Source organism: Terrabacter sp. RAF57, assembly GCF_052113925.1.
Taxonomy (GTDB): Bacteria; Actinomycetota; Actinomycetes; order Actinomycetales; family Dermatophilaceae; genus Terrabacter.
Genome location: NZ_JBFRDT010000028.1, coordinates 25970 through 41459 on the forward strand (window position 1 = coordinate 25970; position 15490 = coordinate 41459).

General features: G+C 71.4%; 14 protein-coding genes and 1 pseudogene. 8 read left to right on the top strand and 7 right to left on the bottom strand.

Features of this window, described 5'->3' with window-relative positions:
- Positions 1-4: 4 nt before the first annotated feature.
- Positions 5-907 (top strand): DUF3027 domain-containing protein, encoded by a 903-nt coding sequence (locus tag AB4Y83_RS20870; protein ID WP_442276248.1) that lies wholly within the window; start codon positions 5-7, stop codon positions 905-907.
- 96 nt (positions 908-1003) lie between these two features.
- Here the strand turns inward: AB4Y83_RS20870 and AB4Y83_RS20875 are convergent, their stop codons facing one another.
- Positions 1004-1288 (bottom strand): DUF2530 domain-containing protein, encoded by a 285-nt coding sequence (locus AB4Y83_RS20875; protein ID WP_442276249.1) that lies wholly within the window; start codon positions 1286-1288, stop codon positions 1004-1006.
- A gap of 58 nt (positions 1289-1346) precedes the next feature.
- On the opposite strand from AB4Y83_RS20875, the gene AB4Y83_RS20880 reads away from it, so the two are divergent.
- From AB4Y83_RS20880 to AB4Y83_RS20895, 4 genes are all read left to right on the top strand, one after another.
- Positions 1347-2843, top strand: coding sequence for an NCS2 family permease (locus AB4Y83_RS20880; protein WP_442276250.1), 1497 nt, complete (start codon positions 1347-1349; stop codon positions 2841-2843).
- A 201-nt stretch (positions 2844-3044) separates the two neighbouring features.
- Positions 3045-3494, top strand: coding sequence for a MarR family winged helix-turn-helix transcriptional regulator (locus tag AB4Y83_RS20885; protein WP_442298047.1), 450 nt, complete (start codon positions 3045-3047; stop codon positions 3492-3494).
- On the top strand, positions 3491-4777 hold the full coding sequence (locus AB4Y83_RS20890; RefSeq protein WP_442298048.1) for an MFS transporter: 1287 nt from the start codon (positions 3491-3493) through the stop codon (positions 4775-4777). Before AB4Y83_RS20885 ends, AB4Y83_RS20890 begins: the two co-directional genes overlap by 4 nt.
- 223 nt (positions 4778-5000) lie before the next feature.
- Positions 5001-5537 carry a ferritin gene (locus AB4Y83_RS20895; RefSeq protein WP_442298049.1) on the top strand — a complete coding sequence of 179 codons (537 nt, stop codon included), beginning with the start codon at positions 5001-5003 and terminating at the stop codon, positions 5535-5537.
- A 118-nt stretch (positions 5538-5655) separates the two neighbouring features.
- Here AB4Y83_RS20895 and AB4Y83_RS20900 read toward each other — a convergent pair whose 3' ends face one another.
- Positions 5656-7002 (bottom strand): lytic transglycosylase domain-containing protein, encoded by a 1347-nt coding sequence (locus AB4Y83_RS20900; RefSeq protein ID WP_442298050.1) that lies wholly within the window; start codon positions 7000-7002, stop codon positions 5656-5658.
- 153 nt (positions 7003-7155) lie between these two features.
- The gene (gene serC / locus AB4Y83_RS20905) at positions 7156-8280 is read right to left on the bottom strand and encodes a phosphoserine transaminase (protein ID WP_442276277.1); all 1125 of its coding nucleotides are present in this window, start codon (positions 8278-8280) and stop codon (positions 7156-7158) included.
- Positions 8281-8603: 323 nt separating this feature from the next.
- Between serC and AB4Y83_RS20910 the strand changes: the two genes are divergently transcribed.
- A complete protein-coding gene (locus AB4Y83_RS20910) occupies positions 8604-9503 on the top strand; it encodes a hypothetical protein (RefSeq protein WP_442276255.1) in 900 nt (299 codons plus the stop codon).
- A gap of 111 nt (positions 9504-9614) precedes the next feature.
- On the opposite strand, the gene AB4Y83_RS20915 is transcribed toward AB4Y83_RS20910, so the two are convergent.
- Positions 9615-11612, bottom strand: coding sequence for a PQQ-dependent sugar dehydrogenase (locus tag AB4Y83_RS20915; protein ID WP_442298051.1), 1998 nt, complete (start codon positions 11610-11612; stop codon positions 9615-9617).
- 323 nt (positions 11613-11935) lie between these two features.
- Positions 11936-13057: a citrate synthase 2 gene (locus tag AB4Y83_RS20920; protein WP_442276257.1), complete on the bottom strand. Its 1122-nt coding sequence runs from the start codon at positions 13055-13057 to the stop codon at positions 11936-11938.
- Positions 13058-13152: 95 nt separating this feature from the next.
- On the opposite strand from AB4Y83_RS20920, the gene AB4Y83_RS20925 reads away from it, so the two are divergent.
- Positions 13153-13779 (top strand): pentapeptide repeat-containing protein, encoded by a 627-nt coding sequence (locus AB4Y83_RS20925; protein WP_442276258.1) that lies wholly within the window; start codon positions 13153-13155, stop codon positions 13777-13779.
- A 40-nt stretch (positions 13780-13819) separates the two neighbouring features.
- Here the strand turns inward: AB4Y83_RS20925 and AB4Y83_RS20930 are convergent, their stop codons facing one another.
- Complete coding sequence (locus tag AB4Y83_RS20930; protein WP_442276259.1) at positions 13820-14224, bottom strand: hypothetical protein; 405 nt, start codon at positions 14222-14224, stop codon at positions 13820-13822.
- A gap of 111 nt (positions 14225-14335) precedes the next feature.
- Between AB4Y83_RS20930 and pdxH the strand changes: the two genes are divergently transcribed.
- Positions 14336-15052, top strand: coding sequence for a pyridoxamine 5'-phosphate oxidase (pdxH, locus tag AB4Y83_RS20935; protein WP_442276260.1), 717 nt, complete (start codon positions 14336-14338; stop codon positions 15050-15052).
- A 194-nt stretch (positions 15053-15246) separates the two neighbouring features.
- On the opposite strand, the pseudogene AB4Y83_RS20940 reads toward pdxH, so the two are convergent.
- A pseudogene (locus AB4Y83_RS20940) lies at positions 15247-15490 on the bottom strand (hypothetical protein); the annotation flags it as partial.

Genomic DNA, 15490 nt, shown 5'->3' on the forward strand with positions numbered 1-15490 from the left:
GCTGATGACCGTCACCGCCCCCAAGACGGACGCCGTGCTGCTGGCCGCGTCCGACCTCGCCCGCAGCGTCCTCGAGGACGTCGCCGAGCCTGGAACCATCGGCGCGCACCTCGGCATGGACCTGCTCGAGGAGCGCCTCGGCATGCACTGGTTCGAGTGCACGTCGCCGGGCTACCGCGGCTGGCGCTGGGGCGTCAGTGTCGCCCGGGTGTCGCGCGCCAAGGTGGCGACGGTCTGCGAGACCAACCTGCTGCCCGGTCCCGACGCCGTCCTCGCCCCCGAGTGGCTGCCGTATGCCGACCGGCTGGCTCCCGGAGACCTCGGCGCCGGCGACGTGCTGCCCTTCCGCCCCGACGACCCCAACCTCGAGGCCGGCTTCGAGGCCACGGGCGAGGAGGACGTCGACCAGATGGCCTTCTTCGAGCTCGGGCTCGGACGTCCGCGCGTGCTCTCCGCCGAGGGGCGGGAGGTCGCGGCGAGCCGCTGGTATGAGGGCGACCACGGCCCGACCGCCGAGATCGCGACGAAGGCCACCGAGCACTGCACGACGTGCGGCTACTTCCTGCCGATGGCCGGCGCCCTGCGCGCGACGTTCGGGGTGTGCGCCAACGAGTGGAGCCCGTCCGACGGCCGGGTCGTCTCGCTCGACCACGGCTGCGGGGCCCACTCCGAGACCGACCTGGACCACCCCGAGCCGACGCCGATCGGGGAGCCGATCGTCGACGAGTTCGCGGTCGACCTCGAGCCGGCCGAGCGCGTCGAGCGGGACGACGAGGACCAGGCCGACCGGTCCGATCAGGCTGAGGACGAGTCGAGCCAGGACGATTCCGAGCAGGCCGGGCGGCCTGCCGACGAGCAGGCTCCGGCCGAGGAGTCGCACGGCTCGGACGACCCCGTCACCGACTGACCGCGCCCGCGCACGGACGAACCACCCGGCATACCCGGGTGGTTCGTGCGTTTCCCGGGGCGGTGGGTGAGGTGGTGGGGCTGGCGGTGGGGCGGTTCAGGCGGCGTCGCTCGCGTTGCCGCGACCGCGCCACACGTAGACCCAGCCGATCGCGCCGAGCACGAAGCCGGCCACGCACGTCCACGGCCACCAGTCGCGGTCACCCTCGTGGAGGGCGGGCACGGCGAGGATGACGACGAGGGCCACGACCCACGCCGCGAGCCCGACCTCGATGATCCGCAGCATCGGCACGGGCAGCGGCGCGATCTGCTCCGGCGTCGTCGGCTCGGACGCGTCGGTCGGCACGTCGGCCGGCACGTCGGGGGTGGTCTCGTCGGTCACGTGGACAGCCTAGGGTCTCGTCACACACACGAAACGCGCCGCCACTAGGGTGTGCGCCATGTCGACGGATACACGCAAAGCGCCCACACTGACCGGGCTCGACGGCTTCTTCAAGATCACCGAGCGCGGGTCGACCGTCGCTCGCGAGGTCCGGGGCGGCTTCGTCACCTTCTTCACGATGGTCTACATCGTGGTCCTCAACCCCATCATCCTCTCGGGCGTCGTCGACGGCTCGGGCACCATGATCGGTGGTACGACCGACCTGACCGAGAGCAAGCTCCTCGTCGCGGTCGGCACGGCGGTCATCGCCGGCGTCATGTCGATCCTCATGGGGCTGGTCGCGAACTTCCCGATCGCGCTCGCTGCGGGGCTCGGCATCAACGGCCTCATCACCGGCATGGTCATCACCCACTCGGCCGACAAGATCACCTTCGCCGACCTCATGGGCCTCGTCGTCATCGAGGGCGTCATCATCCTCGTGCTCGTGCTGACCGGCTTCCGCAAGGCGGTCTTCAAAGCGATCCCGGGACCGCTCAAGGTCGCGATCTCCGTCGGCATCGGCCTCTTCATCGCCTACATCGGCGTCATCGACGCGGGCTTCGCGCGCCGTCCCACGACCCCCGGATCGGTCCCGAGCGAGCTCGGCATCGGCGGTAGCCTCGACGGCTGGCCGACCCTCGTCTTCGTCGTCGGCGTCTTCCTCATCGCGGTCCTGCTCATCCGCAAGGTCAAGGGCGCGATCCTCATCGGCATCGTCGCGGCGACCGTCCTCGCGATGCTGCTCGAGGCGATCTTCAGCATCGGCCCGCGGGTCTTCGACGACAAGGGCGCCCTGACCAACCCGTCGGCGTGGGCCCTCACCGTGCCGAAGCTGCCCGACTCGATCACCAACACCCCGGACCTCGGGATCCTCGGCCAGTTCAGCCTGCTCGGCTCGTTCGAGAAGATCGGCGTCGTCACGGCCGTCATGTTCGTCTTCTCGCTCCTGCTCGCCGACTTCTTCGACACGATGGGCACCGTCGTCGCGATCGGCACCGAGGCCAAGCTCCTCGACGAGGACGGCAACCCGCCGCACACCGACCGCATCCTCGTCGTCGACTCGGTCGCCGCGATCGCGGGTGGCGCCGGTGGCGTCAGCAGCAACACGTCCTACATCGAGTCCGCGTCCGGCGTGGAGGAGGGTGCCCGCACCGGCCTCGCGTCGGTCGTGACCGGCGTGCTCTTCCTGCTCGCGACCTTCCTCGCTCCGCTCTTCGCCGTCGTGCCGTCCGAGGCGGCGGCCCCGGCGCTCGTCATCGTCGGCTTCCTCATGATGACCCAGGTCAAGAACATCGACTGGGACGACATGGAGGTCGCCCTGCCGGCCTTCCTCACCATCGTGCTCATGCCGTTCACCTACAACATCACCGTCGGCATCGGCGCCGGCTTCATCGCCTGGGTGCTCGTCAAGATGGCTCGTGGCAAGCGCCGCGAGATCCACCCGCTGCTGTGGATCGTCGCCGCCTTCTTCGTCGTCTACTTCATCAAGGCGCCACTGGAGTCGATGCTCACCTGAGTGACGCTGCCGCACAAGGCGGTTCGCTCCACACCACACCAGAGCACGTATGCCGTGAAGGCCTCCTCCCGCTCGGGAGGGGGCCTTCACGCGTCGGGCCTGTGGATCGGTGCGTGCCCGTTCTGTCCAGGGTTGGGAATGGTTAGCAGAGGTAATGAGTTAGGCTAAGTACCACCAGACTGCACTTCCGAGGATCCGCCCTTGACTGCCAAGAACCCCATCATCCGGCTCTCCAGAGCCGAGCTCGTCTCGCTCTCCAACGACATCCGACTCGCCTGCATGCGCATCTCGCGGCGAGTCCGTTTCGAGTCCGACCGTGAGCTGCCCCCGCACCAGTTCTCCGTGCTCTGCCGCCTCGAGGCCACGGCCCGCACCAACAGCGAGCTGGCCGACATCGAGCGCGTGTCCGCCCCGAGCATGAAGCGCACGACCAACATGCTCGTCGAGCGCGGCTACGTCGCCCGGGCCGACGACCCCACCGACGGCCGACAGGTGATCCTGTCGCTGACCCCCGAGGGCCGCAAGGCGCTCAAGCGGATCCGGAAGCACCGCGACGAGTGGATGCTGTCGCGCTTCGAGCAGCTCACCGACGACGAGCGCGAGCTGCTCCAGCGGGCCGCCGCGGTGCTGGCCAAGGTGGCCAGCGAATGAGCCCCACCTTCCACTCCCTCTCGATCCCGAACTACCGCATCTACGCCTCCGGCGCGATCGTCTCCAACGTCGGCACGTGGATGGGGCGCGTGGCCCAGGACTGGCTCGTCCTCACCGTCCTCACCGACCACTCCTCGACGGCGCTCGGCATCGTCACGGGACTGCAGTTCCTGCCCTTCCTCATCCTCGCGCCGTTCGCGGGGATGCTCGTCGACCGCTTCCCCAAGCGGCGCATCCTCTTCCTCACCCAGACGGCGCTGCTCGTCACCGCCCTGCTGCTCGCCGTGCTCACCGCGGCCGGGGTCGTCGAGCTGTGGCACGTCTACGCGCTCGCCTTCCTCCAGGGCGTGGCGACGGCCGTCGACAACCCGGCCCGGCAGACGTTCGTCTCCGAGATGGTCGACACCGAGCACCTGCCCAACGCCGTCGCGCTCAACAGTGCCTCGTTCAACCTCGGCCGGCTCGTCGGGCCCGCCGTCGCCGGCCTCGTCATCGCGTGGTTCGGCATCGCGCCCGCGCTCTACGTGAACGCCGCGACCTTCGTCTTCGTCCTCGTGGCGCTCCTGCGGATGAACACCAGCCTGCTGACGCCGTCGCCCAGGGCCCGAGGCAAGGGGCAGATCCGTGAGGGACTGCGCTACGTCAAGGGACGGCCCGACCTCGTGCTCATCATGGCGCTCGTCTTCGTGCTCGGGACGTTCGGGATGAACTTCCAGCTGACGATGGCGCTCATGGCCACCAAGGTCTTCGACAAGGGTCCGGGGGAGTACGGCCTGCTCGGCTCGATCATGGCCGTCGGCTCCCTGACCGCCGCCCTGCTCTCGGCGCGTCGCGCCCGGCCCCGGATGCGGGTCCTCCTCGTCGCCCTCGCCGGCTTCACGGTGTCGACGGCCTTCCTCTCGACGGCGCCGAACTACGTCATGTTCGCCGTCTTCCTCGTGCCGACCGGCCTCGCCGCGCTGACCGCGCTCACCACGGCCAACGCCATGGTCCAGGTCAGCGTCGACCCGGTGATGCGGGGACGGGTCATGGCCCTCTACATGGCGATCTTCATGGGGGGCACGCCCATCGGCGCGCCCGTCATCGGGTGGATCGGTGACGTCTGGGGACCCCGCTGGACGATCGCCATCGGGACCATCGCGGTCGGCCTCAGCCTCGCCGCGGTTGGACTCTGGGTCGCACGTCGGCAGAATGTCGCGGTGACCATCCAGACCCAGCGGCGCCCCCGACTCCGGATCCAGCTGGCCTCGGTGGTGCCCTCGGCCCCCGAGGTGACCAAGTGAACTTCAAGTTCCGCCACCGCATCACGGTCGCGGCGCTCGTGCTCTTCATCGCCATCGCCGTCATCGCCGCGTTCGTCAACCGCTGAGCCGTCGGGCGAGGCCGACCCGGGCCGGGTGCCTCTACCGGTCCGGACCGACGTGTGGGCGGGCGCCGACGGGACCGGACCGCGTCCCTAGGATGGGCGTCTGCCCCACCCGTCGAGACCAGTGCGGAGGAGCCACCATGGCCGCCCAGAGGTTCGTCGACCTGCTCAACGAGCAGATCGGCCACGAGTACGCCGCGCACCAGCAGTACGTCGCGATCGCGGTCTACTACGACACCCTGACGATGCCGCAGATGGCAGCGCTCTTCTACCGTCAGGCGGTCGAGGAGCGCGACCACGCGATGATGATGGTCCAGTACCTCCTGGACACCGACTCGACGGTGGCGATCCCGGGCGTGGCCGCGCCGACCAACACCTTCGCCGACATGGTCGAGCCCGTCGAACTCGCCCTGGTCCAGGAGAAGCGCGTCAGCGACCAGATCAACGCGCTGACCGCCGTCGCCCGCGAGGAGCACGACTTCGCGTCCGACCAGTTCATGCAGTGGTTCATCAAGGAGCAGGTCGAGGAGGTCAGCTCGATGTCCGACCTGCTGACCGTCGTCCGGCGCAACCGCGCCGACGTCGAGAACATCGAGGAGTACCTCCGCCGCGAGGCCAGCAGCGAGGAGGCCGACGCCTCCGCGCCGCCCATCGCCGGCGCCGGCGCCGGCGCCTGACCGTCGCCCGTCACGCGCGGCCGCCCCGGCCGCCCCGGCCGCGGAGACGAACGAGAGCGGCCGCCCGGACGGGCGGCCGCTCTCGCGGTAAGGGGTGCTGCTCGCCCGACGGGGTCGTTCAGCCGAGCAGACCTCCGGTGGGACACGTCACGACCTTGGTGTCGAGGACGCAGACGACCTTCGCAGTGAGCGGGTCGAGCACCCGGACGAGGTCCTTGGGGTCGCCGCTCAGCAGCGGCAGGTGCGGCAGGGCGAGCAGCCGCACGATCTCGGCCGGCAGGGTCGGCACGGGCACCTTCGGCACGGGCGGGAGCGGCACCGTGACCGATGGGAGTGGGACGCCGGGGACCGACGGCCGCGGGATCGGCACGCTAGGCGCGCCGGGCTTCGGCTTCGGGGCCGGCTTGGGCGACGCCGACGGCTTCGGTGACGCCGAGGGCTTCGAGGTGCTGGACGGTGCGGGTGACGGCTTCGCCGAGGAGCTCGGTGTGGGGCGTGCGCTCGGCGAAGCCGTCGAACGGGGAGCCGGCGAACCGGCATACGCGAAGCCCGAGCCCTCGGGGGTGGCCGAGCCGCTCCCGGCAGCGGGGCGGGCGGCGGGGATCGCGCTCATCGGGACCACGGCCACGCCGCGGCGGTACGCGTCGGCGATGGACAGCACCGTGCGCACGTAGGAGTCGGAGTGGTTGTAGCGCAGCACGGCGTCGTAGGCCGCACCGGGCTTGCGCAGGTCGGTGCCGCCCGAGCAGAGCAGGACGCCCGCGCCGGTGGTCGCGTCGGTCAGGCTCTGCGGGTTGGCGACCCCGTCGCCGTCACCGTCACGGCCAGCCATGGACCACGACGTCGGGATGAACTGCATCGGGCCGACGGCGCGGTCGAACGTCGTGTCGCGGTCGAGGGCACCGCCGTCGGTGTCGGTGATGCGGGCCGTGCCGCGGGACCCGTCGAGCGGGATGCCGATGATGCCGGGCCGGGCGATGCCGCTACCGTCGAGGACGTTGCCGCCGAAGCGCGCGTGGTTGCTCTCGACGCGGCCGATGGCCCCGAGGAGGGCCCAGTCGATGCCGCACCCGGGCTTGATGCTGCCGAGGACGCCGGCCGCGCGCTGGTAGGCCGTGACGGCCACCGCGGGTATGCCGTTCGCGTCCAGGCGGACCGGCGCGAGCGAGTCGATCGCCGAGATCGCGCCCTTGGCCGGCCCGGCCACGTTCACGCGGGCGTAGTCCTGGGTGAAGGTCTGGTAGATCGGGGGCAGCTGCATCGGCGCGGGCGCCGGGCCGGCCTGCGGGTAGAGCGGGCTGCCCCCGGTGATGGCCTGGTCGGGCACGGCGATCGCCGACGTCGGTGCGACGGTGTCGCTGCCGCGGGTGGCGGCGAACGCGATGCCGGCGGTCGCCAGGGCGATGACCGGCACGGCTGCAGCGACCCGGCGCGCGGTGGTGCCTGCGCGGACGATGCGGACCATGGTGACTCCTCGGATGCGACGGCCGCCTCCTTTGGCGGTCTGCACGGATCAACGAGGGACGTACCCAAAGGTCACGCGCTCACAGCGGGCGTGCGCGCAGAGGGCCAGCACCCGGCACACGGGAGCTGGCCCTCTGGGGACGCGCGCGGTCGGTCAGCCGAGTGCAGCGACCACGTGGTCGATCGCCTGCGTCAGCTTCGTGACGTCCTCGGGGTCGACGGCCGGGAACATCGCGACGCGCAGCTGGTTGCGGCCGAGCTTGCGGTAGGGCTCGACGTCGACGATGCCGTTGGCGCGCAGCGTGCTGGCCACCGCGGCGGCGTCGATGGAGTCGTCGAGGTCGATGGTGCCGACGACCTGCGAGCGAGCGGCCGGGTCGGCGACGTAGGGCGTCGTCCAGTCGGTCTGCTCGGCCCAGCCGTAGAGGCGGCTCGAGGAGTCCTGGGTGCGACCGGTCGTGAACTCGAGCCCGCCGTTGCCGTTCATCCAGTCGAGCTGGCTCTTCATGAGCGCGAGCGTGGACAGCGCGGGGGTGTTGTAGGTCTGGTTCTTCAGCGAGTTGTCGACCGCGGTCGGCAGGCTGAAGAAGTCTGGGACCCAGCGGCCGGAGGCGGCGATCTCGTCGACGCGGGCGAGCGCGGCGGGGGAGAAGGCCGCGAGCCACAGGCCGCCGTCGGAGGCGAAGCACTTCTGCGGGGCGAAGTAGTAGACGTCGGTCTGGGTGATGTCGACGGGCAGGCCGCCGGCGCCGGAGGTCGCGTCGATGAGGACGAGCGCGTCGTCGTCGGCGCCCGCGACGCGCTGGACCGGGGCCATGACGCCGGTCGAGGTCTCGTTGTGCGGCCAGGCGTAGACGTCGATGCCCGCCTCGGCTCGCGGCGAGGCGAGCGTGCCCGGGTCGGCCTTGATGATCGTCGGGTCGCCGAGGAAGGGCGCCGCCGCCGTGACGTTGCCGAACTTGCTCGAGAACTCCCCGAAGGCGAGGTGCTGGGCGCGGTCGCGGACGAGGCCGAAGGCGGCGATGTCCCAGAACGCCGTCGAGCCGCCGTTGCCGAGGATGATCTCGTAGCCGTCGGGCAGGGAGAAGAGCTCGCGCAGACCCGCGCGGACCTCGCCGACGAGGTTCTTGACCGGTGCCTGGCGGTGCGACGTGCCGAGCACCGTGCGACCGAGGGAGCTGAGGTAGTCGATCTGCTCCGGACGGACCTTCGAGGGTCCGGAGCCGAACCGTCCGTCTGCAGGCAGGAGCTCGGCCGGGATGGTGATGGGCTGGGTCACGGCTGGTGCTTCGGTCACGGATTCACCCTTGCGAAGTGCGGCCACGTTACGGGCTCGTGGCGGACGTGTTGAGGTCGGATGACGCCGTTGTCACCGTTGACATTCAACCTCACGTGCCCACCCCTTGGACATCGCTGCTCGATGTGTGGACGCCCACACGGCGCGCGCGGCGGGGTGCGCGGTGGTTCGGGAGATGCGCCCCCGCACCAGGAGTGCGCGTTGGAACGTGCATCTCTGGCAAGAACGCGCACCCTCGGGATGCTGTGTCATCCCTGTCCACAGGCCCGGAGCGCCGGAGGCGTCCGACGCACCACGATGAGGCGATGGATCTCGAGCAGCTCGCCCACCGCGACGTCGTCAGCGCTGCCCGACTGGGCGCTGCCGGCCACGGCCCGGCTGCCGTCGCGCGAGCCGTGCGCGCCGGCCTGCTGACCCCCCTGCTGCGCGGGTGGTATGCCGTCCGCCCGCCCCGCGACGCCCGTGACCTCCACTGGTTGCGCACCGTGGCGGCCTGGCACCGCTTCGAGGGGCGGTCTCTGATCAGCCACCAGTCCCTTCTCGTCGCCCAGGGCCTGCCCGACTACCGGCTCGACCTCGGGACCGTGCACCTGACGCGCCTCGGCGTGGGCCCGACGCGCCACGGACGCGACGTGAAGATCCACCGCTCGCTCCCGGCATACGGCGTCGCGCACGGCACCTCGGACGACCGGGTGGCGACCGCGGTCGGTGTCGTGCAGGCCGGGTTGGAGGGGGTGCCGCTCAGCGCCCTCGTGGCGGCCGACGCCGCGCTGCATCGAGGGCTGGTCAGCACCGAGCAGCTCACCGCAGCCTGCGAGCTGCTCGCGGGGTGTCGCGGGATCGGGCCGGTCCGCGCGATCCTGCGAGAGGCGGACAGCCGCATCGAGTCTCCCGGGGAGAGCGTCATCGGCCACCGGCTGCGAGCACTCGGCTACCGGCTCGAGCCGCAGTTCGAGGTGGCCACGGATGTCGGGGATCGGTACGCGGACTTCCGGATCGACGGCACGCGGGTCCTCGTCGAGTTCGACGGCGCCGAGAAGTACGCCGACAAGCGCGCAGCCTTCGGGGAGAAGCGGCGCGAGGATGCCATGCGGCGCAAGGGGTGGTTCTTCGCGCGCTACGTCTGGGCCGAGCTCGACGACGTCGCCCTCATCCGGGATCGCACCCAGGCAGCCATCGTCGACTCGCGACGTTGGGCAGCGTGAGCGCAGGTGTGCGCTCGTCCCGGAGGTGGGCCTTGAACCCAGGAGTGCGCGGTGCATCGCGCACTCCTGAGACCCGCGCGCACGCGTGGGTGCGCCCCGGTCCGGTGGGCGTCAGCGGACGATGCCGCCGAGCGACGTGCTCGTGAAGGCGCCGACCCGCCCGTCGTAGACGCGCAGCTCGCCGCCCGAGCCTCGCCCGAAGAGCAGGAACGTGCCGTCTGCGCGCGTCACGACGTCGGGGGCCGACGTGAAGGCCTGAGGTGTCCCGACGAGGAGGCTGCCGCGCTGGACGACCGCGCGACCGTCGACCCCGTTGCCGACCGCGACGAGGGCTCGACCGGGCCAGGCGTCGCCGAGGGCGCGGTCGGACCACGCCGCGAGGTTGTCGCCGCGCTGGACCCAGCTGCTCGTCGCGGTCGTCGGGTAGAAGGTCCGCTCGTAGGTCGCACCGTTGGTGCCGCGGCCCGTCACGAGGATGCCGCCGCTCGCGGGGTTCGCCGACGCGGACAGGCCCGACGTGAAGACCCCGCCCGCCGAGATCCAGCCGCTCCACCGCGTGCCGTCGAAGTGCTTGCGCCAGGCCGATCCGGTGGTCGCGACGGCGAAGACGTCCATCGTCCCGTTGCCGAGCGAGGCCCCGTGCTGGGCGACGACGGTGCCGCCGAGGTTGGCCGACCCCTTGCGTATGCCGTCCTGGTACCACGTGTGGACGAGCTGCCTCGCGCTGTTGCGGGTGAAGAGGTCGACGCGTCCGGAGCGGGAGCTCGTCGCGGACGGTGCATCGGTGGAGGTGACGCCGGCCGAGATCCAGGAACCCCACGAGGCGCCGTCGTTGGTGCTGCGCTTGAACGACACGGCGTCGTTGGTGCCGCGGATGAAGGTCGTGACCTGCGACCCGGTGCGCGCAGCGGTGACGCCGACGGGCGAGATGAGGCTGCCGCCGGACCGTCTCGGCACCGTGGCTCTCGGGGTGATGCGGACGATCTTGTCGTCGGTGCCGTTGGAGGTCGTGAACCACAGCGCCCCGTCCGGCCCGAGCTGTACGGCGCGGATGCGGCCGTAGCCCTGGGCGATCGCCATCCGGGTCACCGTCGCGGGGCGGGTCGTCGTGGGGGACGGGTTGAAGCGCATGAGGTAGATGCCTTGGCCCTTGAGCAGGCCGACGGCGAGAGCACCCTGCCACTCACCCCAGGCGGAGCCGCGCAGGAAGGTGGCACCGCTCGTCGCCACGGTCGGGTCGCCCGAGGACCACATGGCGACGCGGGCGCTCGGGAACGTGCCGAGGTCGGTCATCGGGGTCGTCTCGTCGTAGCCGGGCACGGGGTCCCAGCCGTAGTTGCCGCCGCGAACCGAGAGGTTGATCTCGTCGTCGCGGCTCGTGCCGTGCTCGGCCGACCACAGCTCGGTCGTGCCGGGCCGCACGGCGAGTCCCTGGATGTTGCGGTGCCCGTAGTTCCAGACGTAGCGGGCGTTGCCACCGCGGGAGTAGAAGGGGTTGTCGGTCGGGATCGTGCCGTTGGCGTTGACCCGGAGCACCTTGCCGCCGAGCGAGCCGAGGTTCTGCGGGTTGGTCCCCGTGGCCGCGTCGCCGGTGCCGACGTAGAGCTTGCCGTCACCGCCGAAGCGCAGCCGGCAGCCGGAGTGGCGACCGCTCGTGACGGGCAGCCCCGTGACGACCGGCGACCCGTCGGAGACCGCGGTGGTGTCGGCGATCAGTCGCCAGCGCAGGACGCGCACGTCGAGCGGGTTGCCCGCCGAGTCGCGTACGGCCTGGCAGGTGTAGAAGCGCTTGTTCGTGGCCGCGGCGGGGTCGGAGACCATGCCGAGCAGGCCGCCCTCGCTGTTGACGTACAGCGAGGGGAAGCCGGAGATGGCGACGCGTCGAGGGGCGTTGCTGCCTCGCTTGCTCCAGACCTGTCCGGCGCGCAGGTCGTACAGCATGAGGTCGCCGACCCACGTGATGTCCCACGGGTAGCTGAGGCCGGACACGACCGTCGTGACCTGGAGCGTCGGCGCCGCCTCGGCCGTGGGCTGGACGGCGAGCGCACCTCCCGCGACCAGGGCGCCGACGAGGGCGATCGATCCTCGGACTCGCAGTCGCTGCACCATGGTGACTCCCCGACTCGGTGACCTGCTCGCTCTGCTCGCGAGGCTACGCGCGAGCGGGCAGGTCCGCGCGTCGAGAGATCTGCGGGACGTCGGGTGCGGCGACCGTCGCTCAGTGCCGGTCACCACTCGAGTGAGCGCCGAGTCCCACTCGAGTGAGCGCACGCTCGAGTGGCCCCGTCGTCCCACCTGCCACACGCTCCTGGGACGCCGCGCTCACTCGACTGGTGCGAGGCGCTCACTCGGGTGGCCGCGTGGCCCCGGCGGTCGCATCGGTCTCAGTCCCGGGTGTGACGACGGGGCCACTCGACGGGGTGGGCCCGCTGTCAGTGGGAGATGTCGGGCGTCCAGCCGGCGACGTCCTCGGGCTTGCGCGGACCCTCGCCGATGTAGCGCGACGACGGCCGGATGAGCCGGCCGGTCTGCTTCTGCTCGAGGATGTGCGCGGACCATCCGGCCGTGCGCGCACACGTGAACATCGGCGTGAACATCGACGGCGGGACCTCCGCGAAGTCGAGGATGACGGCGGCCCAGAACTCGACGTTCGTCGCGAGCACCCGGTCGGGCCGGCGGGCGTGCAGCTCGTCGAGCGCGGCCTTCTCGAGGGCGGCCGCGGCCTCGAAGCGGGGCGCACCGAGGCGCTCGCACGCGGAGCGCAGCACGCGCGCGCGGGGGTCCTCGGCACGGTAGACGCGGTGGCCGAAGCCCATGAGGCGCTCGCCCTTGTCGAGGACGCCCTTGACGTAGGTCGTCGCGTCGCCCAGCTGCTCGACCCCGTCGAGCATGTGGAGCACGCGGGAGGGCGCACCACCGTGGAGCGGACCGGACATCGCCCCGACGGCGCCCGAGAGCGCGGCGGCGACGTCGGCGCCGGTCGAGGTGATGACGCGGGCGGTGAACGTCGAGGCGTTCATGCCGTGCTCGGCGGCGGAGACCCAGTAGGCGTCGACGGCCTCGACGTGCTTCGGGTCGGGCTCGCCGCGCCAGCGGATCATGAAGCGCTCGGTGATGGTGCGGGCCTTGTCGACCTCGCTCTGCGGGACCATCGGCTTGTCGAGCCCTCGGGCCGACTGCCCGACGAACGACAGGGCCATGACCGCGGCGCGGGCGAGGTTGTCGCGCACCTCGTCGGCGTCGATGTCGAGCGTCGGCTTGAAGCCCCACACCGGGGCGAGCATGGCGAGCGCGGACTGGACGTCGACGCGTACGTCCCCGGTGTGCACGGGCAGGGGATAGGGCTCGGCCGGCGGCAGGCCGGGGTCGAACTCGTTGTCGACGAGCAGGCCCCACACGTGGGCGAAGTCGACGTGCCCGACGAGGTCGTTGATGTCGACGCCGCGGTAGCGCAGCGCCCCACCCTCCTTGTCCGGCTCTGCAATGGTCGACTCGAAGGCGATGACGCCCTCGAGTCCTGGCTTGAAGTCGGGGTCGGGCGTGCTGTCTGCCATGTGCGTCCTTGCTGTGCAGGCGGTACCACCGCGGTGTGGAGGCCGCAGCCGGGATGCGGACGGTGGGCGTCGGTCCCGGCTGACAGACTCACCGTATGCCGTCAGCCGCCGACCAGACCGTGTTTCGTGACGCCGTGTTCGCCACCCGAGACCAACATCACGACGCGGTCCGCTTCGAGGGCACCGACTTCACGAGGGCCCACGCCGAGGGCCACTCGTTCCTCGAGTGCTCGCTGCTCGGCGGCACGCTCGACGAGGCGCACCTCGGGGGCTCGCGCTGGTCGGAGTGCGAGTGGGAGCGCGTGGGCGGCGTCGGCGTGACGCTGGCCGAGGCGAGCCTCGTCGAGACGACCATCGAGGGGTGCCGGCTGGCCGCGGTCTCCGCCTGGGGCTCGACGTGGCGCGACGTCACGGTGCGTGGCGGCAAGGTCGACTTCCTCAACCTGCGCGGCGCCCGGCTCAAGGACGTCGCCTTCGTCGACTGCGTCGTCGTCGAGCTCGACCTCCAGGAGGCCACCGTCGACGGTCTGACCTTCGAGGGGTGCACGCTCGTGTCACCGACCTTCGGTCGCGGGACGTATGCCGCCCTCGACCTCTCGGGGGCCACGCTCCGTTCGCCGGTGGGTCTCGCCGGGCTCAAGGGCGCGACCATGAGCCGCCCGCAGGTCATCGACCTCGCTGACGCGTTCGCGGCCGAGCTCGGGATCCTCGTCGCCGACTGAGCGCAGGGGCGGCTGAGCACGGTGCGGCCCCGCGCGGGCGTCAGTTGATCTGGTTGGGCTTGGCCCGACGCAGCGCCGCGGTGGCGGCGTCCTTGGCGCGGTCGGTGGCCTTGACCTTGTCGTCGGGCCGGATCCGCTTCGTCCGGTCGGCTCGCTCGACGAGGGCCGACAGCAGCATGTCGGTCTCGGGGTGGACGCCGACCGCCTCGTCACCGCTGAAGACGACCCAGTGGGCGACGTCGCCCTTGTAGACCTTGAGGATGCTGCCGTCGGCGAGCGACTTGGCGTGTGCCATCGCCTGGCGGCGGGCGCGTTCGCTCGAGATCGCCTTGTTGGCGGCCTCCTTGGCGGGCTCGCGCAGCGCCTGCGTGGCGACCCAGATCTGGGGGCCGTACTTGATGCCGAGCTTGACGGTCTGGGTGACGAGCTTGCCCTTGCCTGCCATGGTTGGTGACTCCTCACAGCGCCCCGGACGGGCCGGGGCTGTCGCCGGGACCGCGCGCGCCGTGGCCTGACGTCCGCGCGGACCTTCTCGGGCCAACCCTAGTGTGGGGTCATGGACAGCTCATCTCGCGAGCCGGCCCGGGAGGGCCTTGCCGCCGTACGCCGCGTCGACTACTCCGGCGACGGCCTCGTCGAGTCTGACGTGGCCGCGTCGCCCTACCTGCAGGCCAGGGCCTGGGTCGATGCCGCGCTCACGGCGGCCGAGGAGCGCGACGACGTGCCCGAGCCGACCGCCATCTCGGTGGCCACCGTCGACGCGACGGGCGCGCCGGACGTGCGCACCGTCCTCATGCGCTTCTTCGACGAGCGCGGCCCGGGCTTCGTGACCAACCTCGGCTCGGCCAAGAGCGAGCACCTGCAGTCCAACCCTCGTGTCGCGGCGGCCCTGACCTGGCCGGCCATCTACCGCGCGATCCGCTTCCGGGGCACGGCAGAGCTCGTCGGCCGCGACGAGGTCGAGGCCTACTTCGACGCCCGGCCCTACGGCTCGCGGCTGTCGGCCTGGGCGTCGGACCAGTCGCGCCCGGCCGCCGACCGGGCCGAGCTCGAGCGCAAGTGGCAGGACGTGCTCGAGCGCTTCCCCGACACGGGCAGCGACCACGACGTGCCGGTGCCGGACTTCTGGGGCGGGTGGCGCATCGTCTGCGACGAGGTCGAGTTCTGGGCCGGGCGGCGCAACCGCCTCCACGACCGGATCGTCTTCCGCCGCACGGGCGACGGCGACCTCGCCGACGCCGACTCGTGGACGCGGCTGCGTCTCCAGCCCTGAGTCCCGCCCACACCCCGGACACGGAACAGGGCAGCCCGACGAGTCGGACTGCCCTGCTTCATCCATGGTGTGGATGGGGACGCGGCTATCGCGTGGCCACCTCACACGCTCCGGAAGAAATCACTTCTCGGATCACCTCCCTTCGGTTTCGATGTCACGACCGTACGTCGGGGTCTGACGGGCGGCAAGACCTTTTACGAGGGTTGTCCGGCGGGGCCGTCGGGGCCGTCTGAACCGCCGGGCTGCCCCGGTCGGTGCTGCTGCGGGTCGGTCGGCAGCGGGTCGTCGGTCGTCGTGCCGCTCGTGCCGCCAGCACCTGCGCCGGCATCGGCTTCGGCGCCGGCTTCGGCGCCGGCATCGCTGCGGGTCGGGTCGTCGGCGCTGGTCCGACGTCGACTGATCCGGGCGAAGGCGACGACCGCGGCCACGACTGCGACG

Bases quoted from the DNA above. Each gene is read 5' to 3' on its own strand.
- AB4Y83_RS20910 (WP_442276255.1), top strand. From the start codon at position 8,604: ATGGATCTCGAGCAGCTCGCCCACCGCGACGTCGTCAGCGCTGCCCGA.
- pdxH (WP_442276260.1), top strand. From the start codon at position 14,336: ATGGACAGCTCATCTCGCGAGCCGGCCCGGGAGGGCCTTGCCGCCGTA.
- AB4Y83_RS20890 (WP_442298048.1), top strand. From the start codon at position 3,491: ATGAGCCCCACCTTCCACTCCCTCTCGATCCCGAACTACCGCATCTAC.
- AB4Y83_RS20925 (WP_442276258.1), top strand. From the start codon at position 13,153: ATGCCGTCAGCCGCCGACCAGACCGTGTTTCGTGACGCCGTGTTCGCC.
- AB4Y83_RS20915 (WP_442298051.1), bottom strand. From the start codon at position 11,612: ATGGTGCAGCGACTGCGAGTCCGAGGATCGATCGCCCTCGTCGGCGCC.
- AB4Y83_RS20880 (WP_442276250.1), top strand. From the start codon at position 1,347: ATGTCGACGGATACACGCAAAGCGCCCACACTGACCGGGCTCGACGGC.
- AB4Y83_RS20895 (WP_442298049.1), top strand. From the start codon at position 5,001: ATGGCCGCCCAGAGGTTCGTCGACCTGCTCAACGAGCAGATCGGCCAC.
- AB4Y83_RS20920 (WP_442276257.1), bottom strand. From the start codon at position 13,057: ATGGCAGACAGCACGCCCGACCCCGACTTCAAGCCAGGACTCGAGGGC.
- AB4Y83_RS20900 (WP_442298050.1), bottom strand. From the start codon at position 7,002: ATGGTCCGCATCGTCCGCGCAGGCACCACCGCGCGCCGGGTCGCTGCA.
- AB4Y83_RS20870 (WP_442276248.1), top strand. From the start codon at position 5: ATGACCGTCACCGCCCCCAAGACGGACGCCGTGCTGCTGGCCGCGTCC.
- AB4Y83_RS20930 (WP_442276259.1), bottom strand. From the start codon at position 14,224: ATGGCAGGCAAGGGCAAGCTCGTCACCCAGACCGTCAAGCTCGGCATC.